This window comes from Clostridium sp. JNZ J1-5, from assembly GCF_053901425.1.
In genome coordinates this window covers 503372-524779 of record NZ_CM132773.1, presented here as the reverse complement: position 1 = coordinate 524779, position 21408 = coordinate 503372, and the positions used below count along the sequence as shown (strand labels likewise).

General features: G+C 28.8%; 30 protein-coding genes. 27 read left to right on the top strand and 3 right to left on the bottom strand.

The window, feature by feature from the left end; all coding sequences use genetic code 11:
* The first annotated feature begins 48 nt into the window (after positions 1–48).
* From ACWW38_RS02675 to ACWW38_RS02550, 26 genes are all read left to right on the top strand, one after another.
* Positions 49–222 (top strand): hypothetical protein, encoded by a 174-nt coding sequence (locus tag ACWW38_RS02675; protein ID WP_456259283.1) that lies wholly within the window; start codon positions 49–51, stop codon positions 220–222.
* The gene (locus ACWW38_RS02670) at positions 164–463 is read left to right on the top strand and encodes a phage head-tail connector protein (protein ID WP_456259282.1); all 300 of its coding nucleotides are present in this window, start codon (positions 164–166) and stop codon (positions 461–463) included. Before ACWW38_RS02675 ends, ACWW38_RS02670 begins: the two co-directional genes overlap by 59 nt.
* A gap of 2 nt (positions 464–465) precedes the next feature.
* The gene (locus ACWW38_RS02665; RefSeq protein ID WP_456259281.1) at positions 466–816 is read left to right on the top strand and encodes a hypothetical protein; all 351 of its coding nucleotides are present in this window, start codon (positions 466–468) and stop codon (positions 814–816) included.
* Positions 817–821: 5 nt separating this feature from the next.
* The gene (locus ACWW38_RS02660) at positions 822–1148 is read left to right on the top strand and encodes a hypothetical protein (protein ID WP_456259280.1); all 327 of its coding nucleotides are present in this window, start codon (positions 822–824) and stop codon (positions 1146–1148) included.
* Between the two features lie 11 nt (positions 1149–1159).
* A complete protein-coding gene (locus tag ACWW38_RS02655; RefSeq protein WP_456259279.1) occupies positions 1160–1558 on the top strand; it encodes a hypothetical protein in 399 nt (132 codons plus the stop codon).
* Positions 1559–1576: 18 nt separating this feature from the next.
* The gene (locus ACWW38_RS02650; RefSeq protein ID WP_456259278.1) at positions 1577–2437 is read left to right on the top strand and encodes an Ig-like domain-containing protein; all 861 of its coding nucleotides are present in this window, start codon (positions 1577–1579) and stop codon (positions 2435–2437) included.
* A 14-nt stretch (positions 2438–2451) separates the two neighbouring features.
* Entirely contained in the window at positions 2452–2862 is a 411-nt protein-coding gene (locus tag ACWW38_RS02645; RefSeq protein ID WP_456259277.1) for an esterase, read from the top strand.
* The gene (locus tag ACWW38_RS02640) at positions 2840–3064 is read left to right on the top strand and encodes a hypothetical protein (protein ID WP_456259276.1); all 225 of its coding nucleotides are present in this window, start codon (positions 2840–2842) and stop codon (positions 3062–3064) included. Before ACWW38_RS02645 ends, ACWW38_RS02640 begins: the two co-directional genes overlap by 23 nt.
* A gap of 43 nt (positions 3065–3107) precedes the next feature.
* Positions 3108–5147 carry a phage tail tape measure protein gene (locus ACWW38_RS02635; protein WP_456259275.1) on the top strand — a complete coding sequence of 680 codons (2040 nt, stop codon included), beginning with the start codon at positions 3108–3110 and terminating at the stop codon, positions 5145–5147.
* Positions 5148–5161: 14 nt separating this feature from the next.
* Positions 5162–5581, top strand: coding sequence for a hypothetical protein (locus tag ACWW38_RS02630; protein WP_456259274.1), 420 nt, complete (start codon positions 5162–5164; stop codon positions 5579–5581).
* Positions 5571–6662, top strand: a complete 1092-nt coding sequence (locus ACWW38_RS02625) for a hypothetical protein (RefSeq protein WP_456259273.1) — start codon at positions 5571–5573, stop codon at positions 6660–6662. The genes ACWW38_RS02630 and ACWW38_RS02625 overlap by 11 nt, the downstream gene beginning before the upstream one ends.
* Positions 6663–6673: 11 nt before the next feature.
* The gene (locus ACWW38_RS02620; protein WP_456259272.1) at positions 6674–7003 is read left to right on the top strand and encodes a hypothetical protein; all 330 of its coding nucleotides are present in this window, start codon (positions 6674–6676) and stop codon (positions 7001–7003) included.
* A gap of 12 nt (positions 7004–7015) precedes the next feature.
* Positions 7016–7564: a hypothetical protein gene (locus ACWW38_RS02615; protein ID WP_456259271.1), complete on the top strand. Its 549-nt coding sequence runs from the start codon at positions 7016–7018 to the stop codon at positions 7562–7564.
* A gap of 2 nt (positions 7565–7566) precedes the next feature.
* Entirely contained in the window at positions 7567–8580 is a 1014-nt protein-coding gene (locus ACWW38_RS02610) for a hypothetical protein (RefSeq protein WP_456259270.1), read from the top strand.
* Position 8581: 1 nt separating this feature from the next.
* A complete protein-coding gene (locus tag ACWW38_RS02605) occupies positions 8582–10096 on the top strand; it encodes a hypothetical protein (RefSeq protein WP_456259269.1) in 1515 nt (504 codons plus the stop codon).
* Between the two features lie 14 nt (positions 10097–10110).
* On the top strand, positions 10111–12132 hold the full coding sequence (locus ACWW38_RS02600; RefSeq protein WP_456259268.1) for a hypothetical protein: 2022 nt from the start codon (positions 10111–10113) through the stop codon (positions 12130–12132).
* A gap of 18 nt (positions 12133–12150) precedes the next feature.
* Positions 12151–12396, top strand: a complete 246-nt coding sequence (locus tag ACWW38_RS02595) for a hypothetical protein (RefSeq protein WP_456259267.1) — start codon at positions 12151–12153, stop codon at positions 12394–12396.
* Between the two features lie 11 nt (positions 12397–12407).
* Positions 12408–13403 carry a hypothetical protein gene (locus tag ACWW38_RS02590; protein WP_456259266.1) on the top strand — a complete coding sequence of 332 codons (996 nt, stop codon included), beginning with the start codon at positions 12408–12410 and terminating at the stop codon, positions 13401–13403.
* 11 nt (positions 13404–13414) lie between these two features.
* Entirely contained in the window at positions 13415–14479 is a 1065-nt protein-coding gene (locus tag ACWW38_RS02585; protein WP_456259265.1) for a signal peptidase II, read from the top strand.
* Positions 14480–14744: 265 nt separating this feature from the next.
* A complete protein-coding gene (locus tag ACWW38_RS02580; protein ID WP_456259264.1) occupies positions 14745–15665 on the top strand; it encodes a hypothetical protein in 921 nt (306 codons plus the stop codon).
* A 15-nt stretch (positions 15666–15680) separates the two neighbouring features.
* Positions 15681–16541, top strand: a complete 861-nt coding sequence (locus ACWW38_RS02575) for an SPRY domain-containing protein (RefSeq protein WP_456259263.1) — start codon at positions 15681–15683, stop codon at positions 16539–16541.
* A gap of 820 nt (positions 16542–17361) precedes the next feature.
* Complete coding sequence (locus ACWW38_RS02570) at positions 17362–17601, top strand: hypothetical protein (protein ID WP_456259262.1); 240 nt, start codon at positions 17362–17364, stop codon at positions 17599–17601.
* Between the two features lie 20 nt (positions 17602–17621).
* A complete protein-coding gene (locus ACWW38_RS02565) occupies positions 17622–17786 on the top strand; it encodes a hypothetical protein (RefSeq protein ID WP_456259261.1) in 165 nt (54 codons plus the stop codon).
* Between the two features lie 337 nt (positions 17787–18123).
* Complete coding sequence (locus tag ACWW38_RS02560; RefSeq protein ID WP_456259260.1) at positions 18124–18357, top strand: hemolysin XhlA family protein; 234 nt, start codon at positions 18124–18126, stop codon at positions 18355–18357.
* A gap of 23 nt (positions 18358–18380) precedes the next feature.
* Positions 18381–19118, top strand: a complete 738-nt coding sequence (locus tag ACWW38_RS02555) for an N-acetylmuramoyl-L-alanine amidase (protein ID WP_456259259.1) — start codon at positions 18381–18383, stop codon at positions 19116–19118.
* 19 nt (positions 19119–19137) lie between these two features.
* A complete protein-coding gene (locus tag ACWW38_RS02550) occupies positions 19138–19371 on the top strand; it encodes a hypothetical protein (RefSeq protein WP_456259258.1) in 234 nt (77 codons plus the stop codon).
* 480 nt (positions 19372–19851) lie between these two features.
* On the opposite strand, the gene ACWW38_RS02545 is transcribed toward ACWW38_RS02550, so the two are convergent.
* Complete coding sequence (locus tag ACWW38_RS02545; protein ID WP_456259257.1) at positions 19852–20184, bottom strand: hypothetical protein; 333 nt, start codon at positions 20182–20184, stop codon at positions 19852–19854.
* 190 nt (positions 20185–20374) lie between these two features.
* Between ACWW38_RS02545 and ACWW38_RS02540 the strand changes: the two genes are divergently transcribed.
* Complete coding sequence (locus tag ACWW38_RS02540) at positions 20375–20710, top strand: hypothetical protein (RefSeq protein WP_456259256.1); 336 nt, start codon at positions 20375–20377, stop codon at positions 20708–20710.
* A 17-nt stretch (positions 20711–20727) separates the two neighbouring features.
* On the opposite strand, the gene ACWW38_RS02535 is transcribed toward ACWW38_RS02540, so the two are convergent.
* Entirely contained in the window at positions 20728–21039 is a 312-nt protein-coding gene (locus ACWW38_RS02535) for a hypothetical protein (protein WP_456259255.1), read from the bottom strand.
* A 90-nt stretch (positions 21040–21129) separates the two neighbouring features.
* Positions 21130–21402 (bottom strand): DUF4190 domain-containing protein, encoded by a 273-nt coding sequence (locus ACWW38_RS02530; protein WP_456259254.1) that lies wholly within the window; start codon positions 21400–21402, stop codon positions 21130–21132.
* Between the last annotated feature and the right edge of the window lie 6 nt (positions 21403–21408).

Here is a 21408-nt window from a genome sequence, read left to right as displayed (position 1 = left end):
ACTAATTATTTAATGCGACAGCTCCATTTTATAGGAAGGTGAAATATATTGAAAAAATATACAGATGGTAAAAGAGAAATCTATGCTACTAAAAAAGCATATGAAGTTTTATATAAACAACAAGGATTTAAAGAAATAGAATTGAAAAACGAGGTGGTGGAAGATGCCAACAATACAGGAAGTAAAAACACTACTACAAATAGAGGACGAAAGTCTAAATAATTATATAGAAGCAGTAATACCAAGTATAGAACAGTTTGTTAGAGATTATATACATTTAAAACAAGATGAAGAAATACCAATAGGTTTAAATTTGACAATTGCTAAAATGATTGAATTTAATCTTACAGATAGTGGTACTAAACGTAGAAAAATAAAAGATGTAGATATAGAGTTTAATACAGATTATCCTGCTAGCATATATAAATCTTTAAATAAATATAAAAGGCTACAGGTATTATAAAAATGAATAAATCTAAAATAAGAAGAGAAGTTTACAATGCGTTTAAACCTTATATGCAGGACATTCGTATATTTAGAACTGGCGTGAATGATTATAGAGAAAAAGAAGACGATTTATATGTTGCAGATGTTGAAGGATATTATAGTTTAGGTAAAAATTTAATAGTTGTAAATTATACAGATGCAGGTGCAACAAATAAAAATTACAATGAAATGCTTAGTGTTATGTTGGATAGTAATAGTTTAAAAATTAGAAAAGACGATTGTTTGACTATTAATAATATAAAATACAGAATAATTAATATACAAAATGTATTAGATATTTATTTAGATCTTACCCTAGAGAGGATGTGATAGTTATGGATATAAACATAGAAGATGTTTTAAACGGCTTCACAAGACTAGCAACCGAAAACAAGGAAAAACTTAATAGATACGCAGAAAAAAGTGGATTAAAACTAGAAGCATATGCAAAACAAAATGCACCTTGGGAAAACGATACAGGGCATGCAAGAAGAACATTAAAAGGTGGCAAAGAGTGGGAAGGGGATAAAGTAGATATTTATATCTCTGGGAATATGGAATATAGTCCATATTTGGAGTATAAAAACGATGGTAAATATGCAATACTTAAGCCTACCATTGATGCTTTATCGAGAGAAATATTAGAAGGAATTAGATTGTAGGAGGTGCTTACATGGCTACCTTTAAATATAAAAATGATGGATTAAAGAGTAATGTAAGTCCACAAACACATTACCAACATATTTTTATACATATGAGAAATAAAGGTTTTGATGTATATGCACCTATGCAAAATAGAGATAAATGCAGTAAACCTTATGTAGTTATAAAAGAAAATGGGCAATTTGCACAAACAGGAAATGTAAATGGATATAGCTTAATACAGATATTTTGTTATTATCCAAAAGATCAATATGGTAAACTAGAGTTTTTTGTGGATAATGTTAAGAGTGCTTTAAATGAAATAGACTTTTTAAAAGCAACAGGTAATAAAAGTCCTATTATGTTTTTTGAAGAAGTACAAGCATATGGGCAGTCTATGGAATATCAAGTTTTCCACAAATTAAAATAAAAAAAGTGAGGTAATAATATGGAAGGTAAAAGTTTAGTTAATGTTAAAAAGTGCTTTATTATCAACGAGAGAACTAACGAAAAGTTTGATATAGCAGATACAGCAGAAGAAATAGGTGTAGAGCCTATACTTAGCGAAGGTAAGAGGGATATATTAAGAGTAAAAAATAGGATATTAGCAATTAATGAAACAGAGGATATTGTTATAGGGTACAAACTTAAATTAAAGGATAATACCTTTAATATGGATGTTATAGCATTAGTAGATGGTGGAACTATAACTACTAATGGTTATAAATCCATTGGAGCTGGACAAGTAGTAGAGAAGGATTTATTTACATTAGAAATCTACACAGAAGAGAAAGATTATTCTAGAACAATAGGTTACACTAAATTTTTATTTAAACACTGTAAGGGTAAAGCACCAAAATATTCTATAAAAGATGGAGAATTTATAGTTCCGGAATTTGAAGCAGAAAGTATACCTTTTAGGGGCGAATATGCAGTAGAAATAGATAACGTAAATACAATACCTGTAGAACCAGTAACGCCTCCCAGTGGAGATATGGCAGTAGTAGGGGGAACGGTTACAGATAGCAATTCAGATGTAGCAGTTAGCATAACATCTAGCATCAAATGGACATTTACAAATGCTATAAATCAGGACGATGTTACTAAGACGAACTTTGTAGTGACAAAGAAGAGTGATGGTAGTGTGATAGATGGTAATGTAACAATAGATACAACTAAGAAAATAGTTACCTTTGTACCAACTAGTATAGAAAAAGGTGTAACTTATGTAGCTGAAGCTAAGGCAGTTAACTTGCTTGATGGTACAGGTACAACTACACCTATAAGTGTAGAATTTACTACTATTTAATGGAGGGTTAACATATGGAAATAACTAATTTAGAACAATTAAAACAAATGGCAGAATGTGATGTAATAGAATTACCAAGTTTTAAGAAAGAGATACCTTTTAATGCAAAAGTTAAGAGAGTATCTCTTTTAAATTTAGTTAGAAAAGGGATTATACCTAATAAATTATTAAGTGCTGCGGAAGAATTATTTTATGGTAAACAAAGCTCTAAAGGTAATGTAGATTTAGCACAATTAACAAATGTTATGTTTATTATGGCAGAAAATGCTTTAGTAGAGCCAAGTATTAAGGATTTACAAGAAGCACGATTAGAACTAACAGACGAACAAATAGTAGCTTTATTCAACTACACACAAAGAGGTGTGGAAGAGTTAGAATCCTTTCGTCAAGAGCCAAAGGATAATGTCGGTAATAGCGATAAGTAAGCAATATAAGAAAAGACCAAGTGAGATTATAGGTATAACTAATGATTATGAAGCTTATTGCTTCGACGAAGCTTGTACATATATACTAAGTGAAATGAGCAAAGAAGATGCTAGAGAACCTAGATTTGTAGACAATGAGCAGGTAAATAAACAAAATAATAGTGATGTAGTTAAGTGGTTAAATGCTAATAACAAAAATTAGTATTTAACCATTTTTAATTCCCTCAAATAGGAGGTGAGAATATATGGCGATAAATGTAGGAACTGCGGTTGCTTACTTAACTTTAGATAGAAGTAATTTTAGAAATTCTTTAAGAAGTGCTGGAGAAGAATTAAGGAATTTTACTAGAAGTGGCAGTTTAACAAGTTTGGGAAATTCTATGACTATTTTAGGAAGTACAATGACAAAAGCAGTTACTCTGCCTCTTGCTGGAATAGGTGCAGTTGCTTCAAAAGCAAGTATGGATTTTGAAGAACAAATGAGTAAGGTAAAAGCTATTTCTGGTGCAACAGGGGAAGATTTTAATAAATTAAGAGAGCAGGCAATTAAATTAGGAGCTGACACAAGTTTTAGTGCAAGTGAAGCAGCTAATGGAATGGAAAACTTAGCATCCGCTGGTTTCAAAACAAATGAAATAATGTCGGCAATGCCTGGTATGTTATCTTTAGCAGCGGCTGGTGGTGTAGACATAGCAACAGCATCGGATATAGCAGGTAGCTCGCTTAGGGGTTTTGGATTAGAAGCAAGCAAAGCCACACATGTTGCAGATGTTTTGGCTAGAACAGCATCTGATACTAATGCTGGTATAACAGATACTGGAGAAGCTATGAAATATATTGCCCCTGTGGCACATGCTTTAGGAATTTCTTTAGAAGATACTGCGGCTGGAATAGGGTTACTTTCTAATGCAGGAATTAAGGGAAGCCAAGCAGGTACAACACTTAGAAGTGCTTTAACTAATCTTGCAAGTCCGAGTAAACGAGCGAGTAAGGTTATGAAGGAATTAGGAATGAACTTTTTTGATGTACATGGTAAAATGTTGCCCCTTGGAGAAGTGTTAGGAATATTACAAGATAAAACTAAGAAATTAACGCAACAACAAAAAGCAAATGTTATGGAAACACTTTTTGGAAAAGAAGCTTTATCTGGTATGCTCGCTTTAGTAGACCAAGGAAAACCAAAATTTGATGAATTATCTCGAGGACTTAAGAATTCTACAGGTGCATCTAAAGAAATGGCTGATACTATGCAAGATAATTTAAAGGGCAGTATTGAGGCTATGAAAGGTAGTTTGGAAACTGCGGCAATTAGAATAGGTGACGTTTTAGCACCTAGTATTAGAAAAGCAGCTAATTTTATAGCGGAATTAACTAATAAGTTTAGTGCTTTACCTAAACCGATACAAGCGACAATTGTAAAAATAGGTGCCATTGCGGCGGTAACCGGACCCGCATTAATAGTATTTAGTTTATTAATAAAGAGTGTAAATACTGTAATAAGTTCTTTTTCTGGGCTTTTTAGAATGGTTAGGATGTTTGCAACATTACCAGGTTTAATTACTCCCCACACACTTATTATCGTAGGAGCAATTTTAGCAATAGGGTTAATTGTATACCAAGTTATAAAGCATTGGGATGCGTTAAAGAAAGCAGCAGGAAAACTTTTTAGCAGTATATCTAGTGTATTTAAAAAGTTAAGCGGAGTTATAAGAACGTCTATAAATGGTTGGAAATCGATGTTTAATGGACTAAAGTCTTTCTTTAGTAACCTAGGAGGGCATATATTAGATGGCTTAATAGGTGGATTAAAGAGGGGAACAGGAAAAGTAAAAGATGCTATGACTGGTATAGGAAGTGCAATAAAAAGTACGTTTAAGAAAGTGCTAGGAATTAATTCACCAAGTAGAGTTTTTGCTGAATACGGTGGATTTATAGGAGAAGGACTTATACAAGGTATAGACAAGCAAAATGGCACAATTAATGGTAAATTTAGTGGACTTGCAAATAAAATTAAATCTTTAGGAAATGTAAGACCAGATTTTGACGGATTAAATAATTTGGCTTTAAGTGGAGCTTATAGTAGTAATTATGGGTTAAATAATGTTACTAATAGTAATTCTAAACAGTTAAATTTTAATCCAACTATCTATATGAACATAAAATTAGATGATACTGGAGCAAAAGGCACTAAACAATTAACAAGTGAATTAAAAGGAATGACAAAGACAGCAATGAAAAATAGCATGATAGAAATGTTTATGCAGGATGCAGTAAAAAGTTTTTAGGAGGTGTTTTATAGTTGGTCTATGATGAACCAAAATTATATTTTTCTAACATAGATGGAACAAAAGGTACAGAGGTACAAGGTGTAATAACCAATTATAAGCCTCCTGTACCTGTTTTAAATAATAAGGGTAATAAGGTACTCTTAGGATATACACATTTCCAAGAGGGAATAAAAGCAGATACAAATATTAAGTTTTCTATTGCTTTTGACATTAATACAGAAATTGATAAAGAGAATTTTAAAGAGTTTAGAAGTAAATACAATGAATATTTCTACTTTAAAGATGAATTCAACACAATATATAAAGGTAAATTTGTAAATACTTACGATATAGATATGCCTATTGAGGGAGATATTTATTACATAGGATTAGAATTATTATGCGGACATGATATAAGTGGTTACGAAGAAGGTGTTATAAGTGAAAGTTAGGCTAGAGTTATATAAAAAGACGACTACTGGTGGTTACGACGATACTCCTAAGGTTTTAAAAAATGATGAAATAATGAGTGCTAGTATTGATAGAAGAATTTTTGAAGTAGGTACTTGTAGTTGTTTAATTGATAATACAAGTAGAGATAAAAAACTCACTGACATTGTAAACCAAACAGGATTAGGATATTTTGATACACATAATATGATAAAACTCTATATTAATGCTCAAGTAGCATTTACTGGGATAATTAAAGAATATAAATACGATGAAGATAATAATACTTATTACTTTAGAGCGGAGGATATGATATATAAGATTTTTAGAACAATAGACTCTACGCCTTACCCTTATATTTCTTTTACAAATAGAAGTGCTAAACAAATTATACAATCTTTATTTGAACATGCTGGAATTAATACCGTAAACTTTTCTACAGAGATAATAGATTATGCAGTTAATAAAGTTAAAATAGAATACAATACTATGTATGTAGATGTGCTGGAAAAATTTTTTAATACTATGTATGCTAGATTTCATTGTAATAGAGATGGTAGTGTTAGCATTGTAAAGGCATTTCCTGCATATGATGGAACTCCAACAGTTGAATATAAGCTTGAAAGCATAGATTATATTAGTAGTGGGGAATATGATAGGAATGAAAATGATATAAGAAATAAAGTTGTAGTAAAAGCGAGTGACACAGACGTACAAGCTTTTGAATGCCCTTATTTAGTAAAACATACTAATGATGAAATATATTTAGATACTATAGATGAAGATTTAGCTAATACTTTAGATAAAAAAAGAAATGTAGCACTAAAGTATTTTAGAGATAAATTAAGACATAGTAAAAGATTTAGTGTAACAACTGTAAATGGTAGTTTAGATAGGGAAATTGGAGATATAGCAAGAATTGTATTAAACCAATCTGATGTAAAAGGATGGGCAATGGTAAACGGAATAAGCACAAGTATCCAAGATGGCAAATGGCAAGATACATTAGAACTTGAATTACTTGTAGCAGATAGTTGGGTTATGCCAGTAGCAGTAAGTGGAGATTATATTATTAAAAATTAGGAGGCGAGGATATGCAAGAAAATAATTTTAGGCGACCTGTTGAGTATATAATTAAAAGACACCAGCAAAAAACCAATATACAATTAACAGTAATTAATGATGCAGAAAAAGATCATATAGAGTTACCTGAATATCCTTGCCGACTTGTTAGAGATATAAATAATAAAGTTAATAAAGTTATCTATGCAGAAGGTACAGAATTAGAATGGACTGAGGAACTTATAAGAAATACAGAAGGAAAAGTATATCAAATTAAAACAACTTATCCAGATGAAAGTTACAAAACAATAGAATTATTTAAGAATATAGATGGTAAAGTAGAAACGATAGATTATGTATAGGAGGTGCTATAAATGGGATTACCTTCCTATGTGGTTAATTTCGATGAACTTGTAGAAGCTATTAAAAATTATCTTGAAAATGGTGTAGCAGTAAATATAGGTGATATAACTTTTTCTACCACCGAAATGGAAAGATTATTACAGGAAATTAGAGATAAAATACAAGGTGTTGACTACAATGATTTAATTACTGCTTTAAATGCTTTAGGTGCCAAGTTAGATAATTTAAGTGGTAATTTAGGTATAAGTGGCACACAGAAAATTTACGGCAAAATGCTAGAAATACCAGCAGTTAAAGGACAATACACAATAGAAGTTAACTATAATGGCAAACTAACTGGTATAACTTATAGCTTAAGTGCATGGAATTACAATGATAGTTGGGATTTAATAGTTGGAGATAATAAGCTATTTACAGAAGTAAGAACTAAAGAATATGGAGAACATAAGTATTTTAATGTATTCCATCCTATAAATGGTGCTATTAAATTTATCTATAATAATGTAAGTGGTAGCAGTAAAATGCTGTGGGTAGATTTTTGCGTATTAGAAGGTGTTTAAAAATGAGTTTACCGAAATATATTATAAATTTTAATGAATTAACAGATGAATTAAAACGAAAATTATTAGAATTAATTGATGATGAATTAAGAAATAAGTACCCACGATTAAATATTAGTAGCATTGAAGCACTATTAGAGGATATTAAAGAATTACTGCCTGTGGAACAGTATAGAGGATTAAAGAAAAAAATAGATGCTTTAATGTACAGAAACATTGATGGCATACAGAAAGTAGAAGGTAAACTATTAGAAATTCCCCCAATAATTATGGAAAATAAAACAGAGTTTAAATTTAATAAAGATGTATACATTACTGGATTACATTTTAACCAAACTGGTTGGAAGAAAGAAGATACATATAGCTTAGAAATAAGTAAAAATAAAATAATAAATAATGCAGCTATTAAGGAAATAGGAGAGCATAAATACTTTAATACTTATTTTAAAGTTAATGCTAATATACCTATTTCTTTTATTTTAGATAATAGAAGTGGAAACAGTAGACAATCTATGGTGGATTTAGAATATATAGAGGATATAGATTCTACTATAATAATAGATCCAGAAGTACCAAGCATAGATGATATTAAAAACGATTGGGATATAGCTATTGTAATGCAATGGGAAAAAGACACGACAACAGACATTGATTTACATGGTTTTATTGATGATATGCACGTATATTTTAGCAATAAAAGTTATGAAGGGTTCTATTTAAACTTTGATTACACAGAACATAAAACTAATACTAACCCTGAAATTATAAGTGTTAAAGGATATAAAAATAAGAAGTTAGATGTTTACTTACATAACTACAATGCAGGTTCATTAAAAGAACCAGTAAATATAAAAATTTATAATAAAAGATCTTATGGAAATAAGTTACTTAAAGAATTTAATATTAATATTGAAAGCGATAATAGTTACTTAAAAGGTGTTTGTACAATAGATTTAAATACCCTATTAATAATTACTTTAGATAAAAAGATAAATACAATTGCAGGAGGTATGTAATATGGCAATAACAGAAAATTTTTATTATGTTGAAGGCAGTACAAGTGTAAAAGACATAATTAAAAATTTAAGTAAAGAAATAACACAAAACGCTGGGATTTATAATTGGGGGCTAGTATATCCAGCAGTTGTGGAAGATATAAAGGATTTTAGTTTAATTAAGGCTACTACAACCTATGGAAAAGATTTTTACATAAGGTTAGAAAGAACAACTGTAATAACCCCAAATGCTACAGAGCAAAAATTATTAGACAAAGAAAAATACAGTAAGCCACTTACAGAAGATGAAATAAAATTATTAAACAGATATGTAGAAAGCATGGAATTTACAACTATAGAAAAGAATTTAATAAAAAAAGACCCAATTACTTTAACATTAGAAGAAGAGTCTCAATTACAAGAAATTAGAATGAGAAAAAATATTAATAATGATAGAGAAATTGAATTATTGAGAAAATACTACAATGGACAAAGTTTAACGACTGACGAACAAAATGAATTAGATACTTTTAGAAATGTGCATAATTTAACTGCAACAGAATTAACAAACTGGAATATTCTTAAAACTAACAGAAAATTTTACTATGATAGTATAATTTTAATTCTATATAAACAATATGCTGTATTAGAATTAACCAATAGTGAGGAAAATAGTTTAGCAAATTATAGAGCCAGCATGGAATTAACACAAGCTGAAAGAGAACAGCTAGCAATAATTAAAGGTAAAATGGATAATAGAAATCACATCTATATAACAATTGGTAAAGAAATAGAAGACACTACAAGGATTATAGATGTAGATGGTACACAAACAGAAGTACCTGTAAAAGACATAGTAGAAGAAACTTGTAGTGAGTCAGCTAGACTTGCATGGTATAAATCTTTAAGCTCTAACATAGGTGATTGGTTACCTGTACAATACTGGCTAAATATAACTAAGGATGCTATTAATATTGTGCTAAGGGGAGATCCTTCCGCAGACAATTATCCTTATAACAACTATTTAACAAGTTACGCCTATATTGGAGCAGTAAAACCAATGGAAGACAGTGCTTACACAGATGATGAATATAACTTTGGAATAACTACATCTTCAGATATTCAACCTTTCTTTACTAAAAAATTTGGAGAAAGAACTGCAACAGGAATTACAGACGTTTGTATGATAGGAAATAAAATAGGTATGCCTATGCAACCACACTATGCTGGATTTTATACTACACACTCTTTTATGGACAAGTGCAATACAGAAGGCAGCAGATGGAACCACAAAAAACACCAATTTTCTGATATTACACTAGTGCATCCAATAGATATGGAAAGAGGTAAAATGCAAAATGTACTTGCTGGAGATGCTAGTGCTATTTATGATATGGATAAATTGGTTTATAAAAAAGATACAGACGAAGAAGAAAACTACAAGAAATTTAAAATTACAGCACCATATTGTTTTTTAAATAATAGTGCTAATAATCTTTACTGTATAGCAATAAGATGTTATAAAACAGCAGAATAAGAGAGGTGGTATAAATGCCCCTACATACAATTCCCCTATGTAGTTTTGATTATGTAGGGGATACCCTTTCTAGTGCTACTTTTCGATATGATGCTAGAGAATGTTTATCTAAAAATAGAACTAAATTATGTTATGCAGAAAATAAGTTAGAAATTGATAAAAATGATAATAAAAGTTGTTATAGTAGCAATATTAAAATTAATAAGAATAGTAGCAAGGATGTTGTTATAAATGATGATAATGAAATAGGCAAAAACATAAAAATTAGATTAGATAAAACTAATAAATCTATAAATAAATCTACAGAAAAAGAATTAAGTTCTATAGAAAAATTTATAATTAAAGAAAACCTATTAGAACTAAGCAGTAATAAGATAGAGATAGATATGCTTAAGGGCAAAAACTTATTAAACATGAATAACATTGAATTATCTAAAGAATGGAAAAGGCAATTAAATAGAGATCTAGATTACAAGTTAGATAATTCTAATAAAGGTGTAGATTTAGATAATGTTAGTACAATTAAAGATATAAACATAAAATCTAATATTAAATTAGATAGAGTTTTTGAACAAGGTATAGATATAAATTCTAATGTTAATGTAGCAATAACTAGGCAGCAAATATTAGATAAAACTGTCTCAACTCATTTGGATAGGGATAAGGAAAAACGATTAGATGTGGCTTTAAATAATAAGTATGTAGATATAAACATTACTAGAGATATAGATACTAAAGATAATATTCTTAATGTAAATAGAGTTGCTATCAAAGAAGCTGATATATTAACAAGTATTTATTTAGATAGAGAAAATAAGAAAAAATTTCTAAAAACAATAAATAGCAGCTTAGCATATAAGATAAATAACTTTAAACTAGATAAATACAGTTATATTGACGTTGAAAGAGATAACGTTAGGGATATTATAAAACCTATTGATACTAAACTGTTTTATATTAATACCTTAAAAAGAATATCTAAATTTAATAATACTTTAGGATTAAATAAAGATACAATTTATAGAGCTAGTAAATATAGCACAGTAGAATTAGATAAAGATATTCTAAATAATATAAATAAATACAATGTTATGGAATTGGATAAGGATAAGATTAGTAAAATATTCAAAAGTAAATCTAATTCTATTGAAAGTATTAGATCTAATAATATCTACAAAGAGGATTTACTAGGATTAAATAAAGATGAAATTAGAATTTATAATGAAATTGATATTAAAGGATTAAATAAATCTGATACCAATATTTATATTCCATATGAATTAAATGGGTTAAATAAACTTAGAATAGATATTTATAATCCATATGCTACAACAGATTTAGAAGTTATTAAGAGATGGTGGGTACTCGGAGCAACAAGTCCATATGACCAAAAGATAGTACCTTATGACTATAATTATTCTAATAATCCTTTGTTAGTAAATAATAGAATAGCACCTTATGGTAATTTAACACCACAGGACAGGCATCCTATAAGTTTTATGCCTTATTTGGAAGAGAATAAAGGTATAGATTTAAGTTATGGGGTAGAAGAAATAAATCTGTCTATTGAAATAATGATTGATATGGTAAATATCGTAGGCATGATAGTACAACATGGAGCAAGTCAATTTGCTAATTGTAGTGGACAAGAAGCAATAGAGTTTATTATGGAAGTATTATTGGATTGGTTAAATCTAGATAGTACAATACAGGAAATGAATAGTAAAGGTAGCAGAGAACATTATCTAAGATGCTATAAATGGATTCGATGGGAAGCTGAAAAGGTATGGTTTGTAGCAGATAAAGACCACACTCAAGACAGAATGATGGGAATTAAATATGCAGGAATGTTATTTGCTAATCTTATAGACTACATGAAATTCCACCATTTTGATATAGTGCCATTATGGAGAAATCTAAAATATATGGATATAGAAAGACAGTTTAATAGAATAGCAACTAATGGGGATATAATTACAGACTTAGACAAGTTAAAAGGTAGAAGACATTATTTTATAGAAACACAAAATAAATAAAAAGTGAGGTAGATAAATATGGCAACTTATAGTGCAGTAACAAATACAAGCCAAGGTACTTTTAATAATCCTAGACAAAAAACTTGGGCTGTAATGAGTATGGGAATGTACGGATGGAGTATAAATTTAACAACTAATTCTTTTGATGAAGCAAAAGGACAAGCAAGACAATTGCTAAATCGTGGTGGAGAATATATGAATATAAATAGAGTTATGGTAGTTGAAATAGTACCAATAGATACAGTTATTACACCAAGTGTTTAGAGGTGGTATAAATGAAGCTATTAAAGGTCAAAGATGGATTATTAGAGGTTGAGAATTTTTTCTTAGCCTCTTCTTTTTGTGATTTTGCTGGAGGAAGTAATGTAACAAGAGATATTAGTACAGGCAAATTAAAATTAATAAGTAATAATAAAATAGAAAGAAAATTTGATTACAATGAGTTTGTAATTGAGATTGAGAAAGAAAACTTTATAGATATGAGAATTGATGATTATTCTATATTGTACTTAGGAAATGAAAATTATACTTTTGGGATTAGGGATAAAGAGCAAAACAAACAAAATAAATATTGGAAGATATTGAGACAGAACAATCACATACAGGCTTATATTAGTGCAGATGGAGTTAATTATACTAATATAGGGGGAATGGAATTTGCAGAGCCATTAACAAAACAAGGCTTCATGAAATATTCGGATGAAGATTTTATATTAAATAATTATAAAGTTTATACTAATCCTTATATAACCATTCAAAATTTTCCTGAAGGCACAATTTGTGAGATATATGATATTGAAAATAATTTAATTAAAACTAGGGTATTTAATGCAGACTTAGACTGTAAGGTATTTATTGATTGTAAAATGAGTGGATATTTTACATTTAAAGATGTTGAGGGTAACTTGATATATACTACAGGTGTTATTCAATTAGGCTACGGTGATGTTTGGGTATTTAGTCCATATAACTTTGAAATTATATATCATGGGAATGTAGTAACTAATGTCAATCCAACTTTATTACAGGACTTAGAGGAAATGGTTACTATAAAAAATATTGGAGACAAAGATTACACTAATATAACTATAGGTACACAAACATCTAGTAATGATTTAATTCAATTATCTTTAGATGGAGTAACTTATTCAGATACAGTAACAATAGATATGGCACAGAATCAACAAAAAAATATATATGTAAAGATAGTTAAAAATGCAGAAAATCACAGCTTCAGTGTTAGAGATTTTCAACTTACTATAAATGAGTAGGAGGTGTGCCAATGAGTGAATTTTTTAATGTAACACTTGAAAAAGATATAGTTTTAGATGATAGCGTAACTAACGATGTGAGTGGATGGACAAGTGAAAAAATATTAAATGAAATTGTAAAACATAGGTTGACTAAATTTGAGCAATTAGAGGATGTTGATGTAGTAAATAAAGAGGATAAGCAAGTTGTAGTTTATAGTGGAGATACAAATAAATTTACAACTATAAATTTAGGTACTATTGGAGACGAAGCTGGTTTAAATTTAAAGCAAATTTCTAAAATGGGTATAGTAGGGAGTCCTACAGAACCTAAGATAGTGGATATTCCTATTTCTACGGTAGATTTTAAAGTACCTAAAGTAAATGTGCTTAAATTTGAGTTAGGAAATCAAAATATAATTACTACAGAAAATGGATTTACTAATGCAGAATCTAACGATTTTCTACCAAATGATATGGTTATATTTGATGGTACTGCACATTTGAAGACAGATTTTAAATCTGAAATGGCATATAAAGGTGACATTGACGCTGGAAAATTATATACAGTTGGAATAGATAAGACAGCATATAAAAATATAAATAGTTTAAAAGTAATAGAAGATGGTGTAAACCAAATACTAAATATTAATGCAATTCCGTATGATAGATTACTAATTTCAGTAGGAGATATTAATTTGTCTAATGTTAGTCATATAGATTATTTTAATCTAGCCGCTACAACAGGAATAAAAGTTGTGTGTAGTGTAGACAGTGGATCAACTTGGAAAACATTTAAAGTAGATCATTGGGAAGATATTAATTTAACTGTAGATGATGTGAAGGCTAATGGAATAGATGTTAGCATTTTTAATGCTATAAATGATACATATTGGAACATGCTAGTTACTGCAAACAAAATAAGGTTTGCCTATCTATTAACAGATACAAATAATATAGATGAATTAAAGCTGCAATATGATGGGCAAGGTTATTGGATGGAAGCAAAAAATACAGAGTACGATGTATTTTTTGCCTCTAATAGTCTGCTGCAAGTTAAATTATATTTTAATGGTGATGTAAAGATTAATTATTAAGACTGGTATGCAAATTTTGCTTATCAGTTTTTTATTTTATAAAACATCTTAAAATATAGATTTTATTCACAATTTCAAGTCTTAAAACCTAGTAAAATCAGCGGTTTAAGAGATGTTAATTTTGAAGAAATAATCAAAATTATAAAAATACACGATATTTCATTTAAAATGAAAAATATAAAAATTTTAGAAAAAGTAAAAATAAATCAATAGAAATGAAAAACAACAGATTTTAAATTTATAAAGAATGGAAGTGAATTATAAAATGGCAGTTATTTTAAATACTTTAGAACAAGTTATACCTAACCCACAAAATGGTGATGCATGGGGTATCACCATTATAGAAGATGAAATGTTTGTCAGTGGATGGTATTCTGGTACAACAAAACTTCACGTTTATGATTTAAAGACCTATATGTTTAAAAGAACTTTGACCACACCTAAATATGTTTATTCGATAGGTACAGATGGAGTTAATTTATATATTAAAAATGCTAGTAATCAAATAGTGAAGATTGATAAAAATACTGGAACTACAATTTCTACAAATACCAATATAACATTTAACATGGGCAATAGTGGTAGCTTTAAAATAGATATAAACAATGATAGATTATATGCCTGTGATTATTCAAACAAGTTGAATATATTCACATATTCTACTGGTAATTTAATAAAAAGTTATACATTACCGATAGCAACTGCGGGAGTTGAAGTTATAGAAAATCAATATGTAATAGTATCTTGCTATACTACTAATAAGATATATATATCTCCTATAACAGATAATGATATATTAAATCTTTCATTTACGGAGTTATATGTGTCTACTACTAAAACTGCTGGAATTGCATACTCTAACAATCCTACTGCTAAATTAATTGTTGGTTCATATGATAGCGGTATATACTCTGGTGATATTGAGGGATTAGCTAATATTAAATATCTCATCAAGCAAAATAATCAATATTATACAACAAAATCCGAATTTTATCCAATTGAACAAGACACTTTAACAAAAGAAATGATTGATAAATATGGAAGTGATAGTTTAACTAATTTTACTAACACTTTTAGTACAAATAGTGCATTAATGACTAATGGTGGAGTGCTAGGAGCGGGACAACAATTTAGTGTAGATTTGAATACCGAAATGTTAAGTTTGAATAACGCAATAATAGAATAAGAAAGTGGTGATAAAGTGGCATTAATAACATGGAATCCAAATGACAAAGGTACTAATGTTACATTAAGTAATAATAATTTAACGGCTACAATTAAAGGAACAACAAATAGTGGAGTAAGAGCGACAGAAGGTAAATCAAGTGGGAAATTTTATTTTGAATGTGCTATAAGTGCTACAGGTACTTCGTTTTTCCCTTTTATAGGTATATCTACTAACGATGCGTCATTATCATGGTCACCAGGAGATAAAATAAGAGCATATTATTATGATGGTAGAAAATATAATGGAACGTCAACTAACTATGGAGCAATATATGGAAAAGGCTCAATTATTGGAGTTACTTTAGATTTAGATGATGGAACAATAGAGTTTTTTAACAATGGTGTTTCTCAAGGTGTTGCATTTACTGATTTATCAATTTTAACAAAACCACTGTATCCATATATAGTACATGGAGGAAGTTCAGCTGATGCTATAATAACTGCAAATTTTGGAGCTACACCATTCACATATGAGTTACCAGTAGGATATTCTCCATATGATATAGAAAATGCCTCTTGGTTTGTGAAAACAAAGTATTTAATCCAAAATAAAACAAACAACAATATTTACTCTCTAGATACAGGTGGGAATATAGTTCTTTCACCTTCTCAAATTGTAGATGAATCTAATTATATAACTAATGGATTCAGTACTCTATTAAATACAACTCAAGTATCACAATTAAAAACTATAGATAGTATATCAAATTTTAAATTATTAATGTACACAGATGACACGACTGCTACATCTGCGATTTTAAATTATAACTGTGAAAGCTACAGACCTGTAGACAAAGCTAATCCACAATTTGATATAGTGATGTATAAAGAGTAGTTAATATAAAATTATATAAAATACTTATATTAAAATAACTCTTTTAAGATAAATATTTAATTATATTATTTGTAAAAAAAATAGAATATAACTATTATATTGACAAATAAAAGTAATTTTGATACAATAGATTTGTACATTAAAAAAATAGCTAAAAACTTATTACATAATAAGTGTTCATATGGGAAGAAGAGTTAACTGCAATTTAACTCTTCTTTTGTTTTACATAATAAAAGGACTTTTCTAAGTTGTCCAATACACCATCGTACAGAACTGCAATTTCTGTAATATCTTTCAACTTATACTTTGTCCTAATATGTTACTTGACTAAAGCTATTATCAATCCAAGAATAGTGGATACTAAAGTTGCAACTGCTATCTTATCTTGGAAAGACAATTTATCTTTAGAGGAATGTGTTTTTGTGGAGATGTTCATATGGCATTCCCCCTTTCGTAAAATAAAAAAATGATGGCAATTTTATTATACAGTAATATGATAAAAATGACAAATGTAGTAACAATATGTAACTTCCGGTTAAATTAAAGATTTTTAATAATTAAATTTAACATAAAAAGGCGATTTATGTTCATTTTTTCAAAAGACGAATGACTGAGGAGTGATGACCTCAGTCAATTTTCATTTAATCTTAAAAGATTTGTCTGAATTTAGAATATAAAAGTTTTACCACTCATTTACAATATATGGTAAAATATAATTAATGTTAATTTCATTTTTAATATATTAATTATATCCACAATTAGATAAAAATATACATAATTTCTTAAAAAATAATTGAATTCGTATACTGGGAGTGGTAAAATGAGGATAAGAAGATGGACAAGTAGTAATAAACCTATAAAGATAAAGTTGGACAAGCTAGAACACAATGGGGGAGTGAGTATGAATAAGTTTAAATCATTAAATTTAAATATTTTACAAAATAAAAAAACTACTATAATTTCTACACAAGAATCTTTAAAAGATATTGCTCCCATTAATTGGAGTGAGGAAGTTTTGTCTGGAAAGAAAAAAGTTTTGGTGGATTATAATAGGAAATAACAAAAGCGTGGGGTTAACAAATGTGTAAAGTTGGAGATATTATATTAATAAAAAACTATATAGATAATGGGTCTAAATTAAGTAGACATTCGTTTGTTGTTTTAAGTGATGAGTCAGGTAAAATTCAAGGCTTAGATTATGATATTATTTGTAATGTAATGTCATCGTTTAAAAATGAAAAATAACGAGAAAAGAAATTAAGCTATGCAGGAAATTTTCCAATAACCCATGATGATAAAACTACTAATCCTGACAACGGAAAAGATGGATATATAAAAGCAGAACAACTATATTATTTTAATAAAGATAAAATTGATTATATGGTTATTGGTCAAATGAAGCCAGATATATTTAACCTACTTATAGAGTTCATAGAAGAATTAAATACAGGATTTAAATTAATAATTGATAATTTATAATTAAAACTGAGCTTAATTATTTTGGCTTAGTTTTTTTATTTTCAAGAGACTAGAAATAGTCTTTTTTTATTTTGCATAAAATTAGAGAAAGCAGGTGGTTTATGTGAATGAGGAAGTGGTGCAAGTTAAAGTAACAGAACATGAACATAGAATAGGGAATTTAGAAGTTGATGTAAAAAATATACAGGTTGAAAACAGTGTGCAGAATACACAAATAACTGAATTGGTAAAAAAGATAGATAAATTAATAGATAATAATAATAAGTGGTTTTATTTTGCAGTTACAACCATAGTTGGGCTGTTAATTACTATGTTTATTTCAAAATTAGGATTGTAAAAATAGAAAGGTGTGATTGTATAATGGACATTATAGGCGCAGGACATACGCTTTCAGGATTAGGTAGTGGCGCAGTGGGAATTGTAAATGAGAGTGTCGAGGTTAGAAAAATAGGTAAAAGAGCTACTGAATTACTAAAACAAAATGGGCAAGATAGTTTATATTTACAAATAGATAAAGCTGATAGTTACAAAGGTGAAAATTATATAATAAGAGTTAAACAAGCAAATCAAACTGGTTGTGAGATGTATATAGAAATACATTTAAATAAAACTACTGGTGCAGATGGTACTGAAATATATACTTACAATGCAAATGAACTTCCTGAAGCAGTTAGAATATTAGATAACTTTAAAAAATTAGGTTTTAAGAACAGAGGAATTAAAAAAGGTAATCACTTGTATGTAATTAACAATACAAAAATGAAATCAATGCTTATAGAGTGTTTCTTTTGTGATTCACAAAAAGATGTAGGTTTATATAATAAAGTCGGGGTTGAAGGAATTGCTAGGGCTATTGCTGAAGGTATATTGGGAAAAGAGATTAAGTCTGAAACACTCGGAGTGCAAAATAAACCTATGCCACTTAAGGTAATACATGATATGGTTGCTATGGGTATTAAAGATGGACAAATATATCCTGTTAAAGAATTTCATGATGGTGACTTAATAACAGTTCAAAGAATAGTGAATAGATTGGGCGAAATAGACGTAAATGGTGTAAAAGCGTATATTACTATGGGATATACAGGTGAAAGATAAATAGGTAGGTGATATTAAAATGAAAGATTATATAAAATTTGAATATGTATTTGCTATTTTAGTTATTGTAATCCTTGCAATAGCTTTATTTGTTTTTAAAGGTGATAAAGATACTACAAGTATGATTATGACAAGTTTAGTTGGTGCATTAAGTGCTATAACTGCCTTTTTCTTTACTAAGACACAAGTTGGTAAGGATGGGAATGGGAAAAGCGAGAAGGATAGTGGGGATAGTAAGGGGAAAGATGAGTGATTAGGATCAATATTATTAATTAACTATTCTGCCAACGTGTCTTTTTCAGCAACACGTTGATACTCACAGTTTAAGTCGCTATCATTTTCAGTGACAGCGGATTTTATACATATTAAGGGTAGGTCAGTTTAAGTGGCTTACCCTTTTTTTTCTTTTTTGTGTGAAAAAGTTATTGAATTTAAAAAGCACATAATGATATACTATATGTGAATACAAATTATTAGCTTAATATTAATAATGAAATATATATCTATATTGAATTAGTTTATAGTATATTAAACATAGATAAATTAAAGATTAACGATTAAAAGTTACACGATGTTCAAGATGTTTACCATAATGCTGAGTTCCCTGAGGGATTTGAAGAGTAAGAAAAATTATTAAGGCAAGTAGAATATTATGTAAATAATATTCTACTTGCCTTAGTTTTTTTATTTTAGGCAATACTCAATGAATTAATAATTTTTTCTGTAATAAGCATTAGTACCAATAGCCGTGGTGTGGTCTTCTGCGTCTTCTTCTACGTCTTCCTAACAGCTCCCTAATTAACAAGATTCTAAGTAAGTCATTCACAGATCTTCTTCTATCATAAGGACGTTGTCTGTCGTAATCTTTCTCCTCCATATCCTCTAAGTAATCTTTAATATTTTCATACATATCTTCACAGGCATCATCTAAATCTTTATTACTTGGGGAGAACATCAATCCGTATTTTCCTTCCATTCTGTCACAATGCATCATGACCATAGGATGAGCTCTATGGTAAATTTCAGGATACATTCTTTCTAAATCATCATCGTCGTACATGTTCATGTATGGCATGTAAGGCCAATTGTAGTTATACATAAAAACCTCCATATAAAATTTACTCTTCAATAAAGATTATATGATTTAAGGATATATAGTGTTACAAGGTTATAATATCAATTATATTTTTATAGATATTTAATGCACCTACTAAGGTAAATTAATATTATGATATAAAGAGAGCGAGGTGGTATAGGTGTCATTAGAAGAGGCTAGGAGGTTAGGACGAATTGGAGATAACTTATTGCTTATAGGAAATGCAATAGCAGTTTCCACAGATGATCCAGAAGTAATTTTACAGGCTGCAATTATTAAATTAGTTGGAGGATTAATTTCAACTAAGGCAATTTTAATAACTATAGAATTGAATAAAGTAATAAAAAACCCTATACCAGAAGAACTAAATCAATTGAAGTATATAGGGGCTTTACTTACTATAATTGGAGCTATAATCTCTACTAAAGTCTTATACGATGAAACTAATTTAAAAACAGATAATGTACCTATATTATCTATATTTGGATTTGTTTAATATGAATGCTTAATTGACTATTTTTCCAAGGTATAAAATTGGCTTAATTTTATTTTGCCATAGTTAGTTAAAGTATAAAAGGTGCTACTAATATTTTGGTTAATTACTCTAGATGATTTTATTAATAGTAACTTTTCTAACTGATATAATGTAATATCTACTGCATTATTATGGAGGTTTTCAAATATTTCATAGATTGATTCTTTAGAGAGACCAACTTCAAAATTAGAATACAATCTATTAATAATTTTTATTGCAAATGGAACATACTCTGATTTTATACTATAAATAAATGATGAACATAATACATTAAAATCTCTTTCTTTCAAATTAATTTCTCACCACCTATATATTTTTATTAATATAATACTATAGTGTGCATGCAAAAGTCACCTAATAGGTGACCTTTGTAAATTTATTTAGGTTAATGAGTTTAGAATTGCTCCACATGCAACTAATGTAAGAATGAATATAGCTATAGTTATTATTCCTAATATTAACCCAGCTTTAGCCATCCCTAATCCAGAAAGTTCTTCATCAGAACTTTGGATTCTATTTTTACTTATTACTCCGAAGATAATAGCAAGTATTCCACAAAGAATACCAATAAAATTAAGACCAGGAACAAAGGTTATTACTAGACCTACAATTCCTAAAATCATTGAAGTGATGGATAATCCATCATTTTTCATTTAAAG

What these genes read in the sequence shown, in the direction of transcription:
- ACWW38_RS02670 (WP_456259282.1), top strand. Translation starts at nt 164, where the DNA reads ATGCCAACAATACAGGAAGTAAAAACACTACTACAAATAGAGGACGAA.
- ACWW38_RS02665 (WP_456259281.1), top strand. Translation starts at nt 466, where the DNA reads ATGAATAAATCTAAAATAAGAAGAGAAGTTTACAATGCGTTTAAACCT.
- ACWW38_RS02660 (WP_456259280.1), top strand. Translation starts at nt 822, where the DNA reads ATGGATATAAACATAGAAGATGTTTTAAACGGCTTCACAAGACTAGCA.
- ACWW38_RS02655 (WP_456259279.1), top strand. Translation starts at nt 1,160, where the DNA reads ATGGCTACCTTTAAATATAAAAATGATGGATTAAAGAGTAATGTAAGT.
- ACWW38_RS02650 (WP_456259278.1), top strand. Translation starts at nt 1,577, where the DNA reads ATGGAAGGTAAAAGTTTAGTTAATGTTAAAAAGTGCTTTATTATCAAC.
- ACWW38_RS02645 (WP_456259277.1), top strand. Translation starts at nt 2,452, where the DNA reads ATGGAAATAACTAATTTAGAACAATTAAAACAAATGGCAGAATGTGAT.
- ACWW38_RS02640 (WP_456259276.1), top strand. Translation starts at nt 2,840, where the DNA reads ATGTCGGTAATAGCGATAAGTAAGCAATATAAGAAAAGACCAAGTGAG.
- ACWW38_RS02635 (WP_456259275.1), top strand. Translation starts at nt 3,108, where the DNA reads ATGGCGATAAATGTAGGAACTGCGGTTGCTTACTTAACTTTAGATAGA.
- ACWW38_RS02620 (WP_456259272.1), top strand. Translation starts at nt 6,674, where the DNA reads ATGCAAGAAAATAATTTTAGGCGACCTGTTGAGTATATAATTAAAAGA.
- ACWW38_RS02615 (WP_456259271.1), top strand. Translation starts at nt 7,016, where the DNA reads ATGGGATTACCTTCCTATGTGGTTAATTTCGATGAACTTGTAGAAGCT.
- ACWW38_RS02610 (WP_456259270.1), top strand. Translation starts at nt 7,567, where the DNA reads ATGAGTTTACCGAAATATATTATAAATTTTAATGAATTAACAGATGAA.
- ACWW38_RS02605 (WP_456259269.1), top strand. Translation starts at nt 8,582, where the DNA reads ATGGCAATAACAGAAAATTTTTATTATGTTGAAGGCAGTACAAGTGTA.
- ACWW38_RS02600 (WP_456259268.1), top strand. Translation starts at nt 10,111, where the DNA reads ATGCCCCTACATACAATTCCCCTATGTAGTTTTGATTATGTAGGGGAT.
- ACWW38_RS02595 (WP_456259267.1), top strand. Translation starts at nt 12,151, where the DNA reads ATGGCAACTTATAGTGCAGTAACAAATACAAGCCAAGGTACTTTTAAT.
- ACWW38_RS02590 (WP_456259266.1), top strand. Translation starts at nt 12,408, where the DNA reads ATGAAGCTATTAAAGGTCAAAGATGGATTATTAGAGGTTGAGAATTTT.
- ACWW38_RS02585 (WP_456259265.1), top strand. Translation starts at nt 13,415, where the DNA reads ATGAGTGAATTTTTTAATGTAACACTTGAAAAAGATATAGTTTTAGAT.
- ACWW38_RS02580 (WP_456259264.1), top strand. Translation starts at nt 14,745, where the DNA reads ATGGCAGTTATTTTAAATACTTTAGAACAAGTTATACCTAACCCACAA.
- ACWW38_RS02570 (WP_456259262.1), top strand. Translation starts at nt 17,362, where the DNA reads ATGAGGATAAGAAGATGGACAAGTAGTAATAAACCTATAAAGATAAAG.
- ACWW38_RS02565 (WP_456259261.1), top strand. Translation starts at nt 17,622, where the DNA reads ATGTGTAAAGTTGGAGATATTATATTAATAAAAAACTATATAGATAAT.
- ACWW38_RS02555 (WP_456259259.1), top strand. Translation starts at nt 18,381, where the DNA reads ATGGACATTATAGGCGCAGGACATACGCTTTCAGGATTAGGTAGTGGC.
- ACWW38_RS02550 (WP_456259258.1), top strand. Translation starts at nt 19,138, where the DNA reads ATGAAAGATTATATAAAATTTGAATATGTATTTGCTATTTTAGTTATT.
- ACWW38_RS02545 (WP_456259257.1), bottom strand. Translation starts at nt 20,184, where the DNA reads ATGAACATGTACGACGATGATGATTTAGAAAGAATGTATCCTGAAATT.
- ACWW38_RS02530 (WP_456259254.1), bottom strand. Translation starts at nt 21,402, where the DNA reads ATGAAAAATGATGGATTATCCATCACTTCAATGATTTTAGGAATTGTA.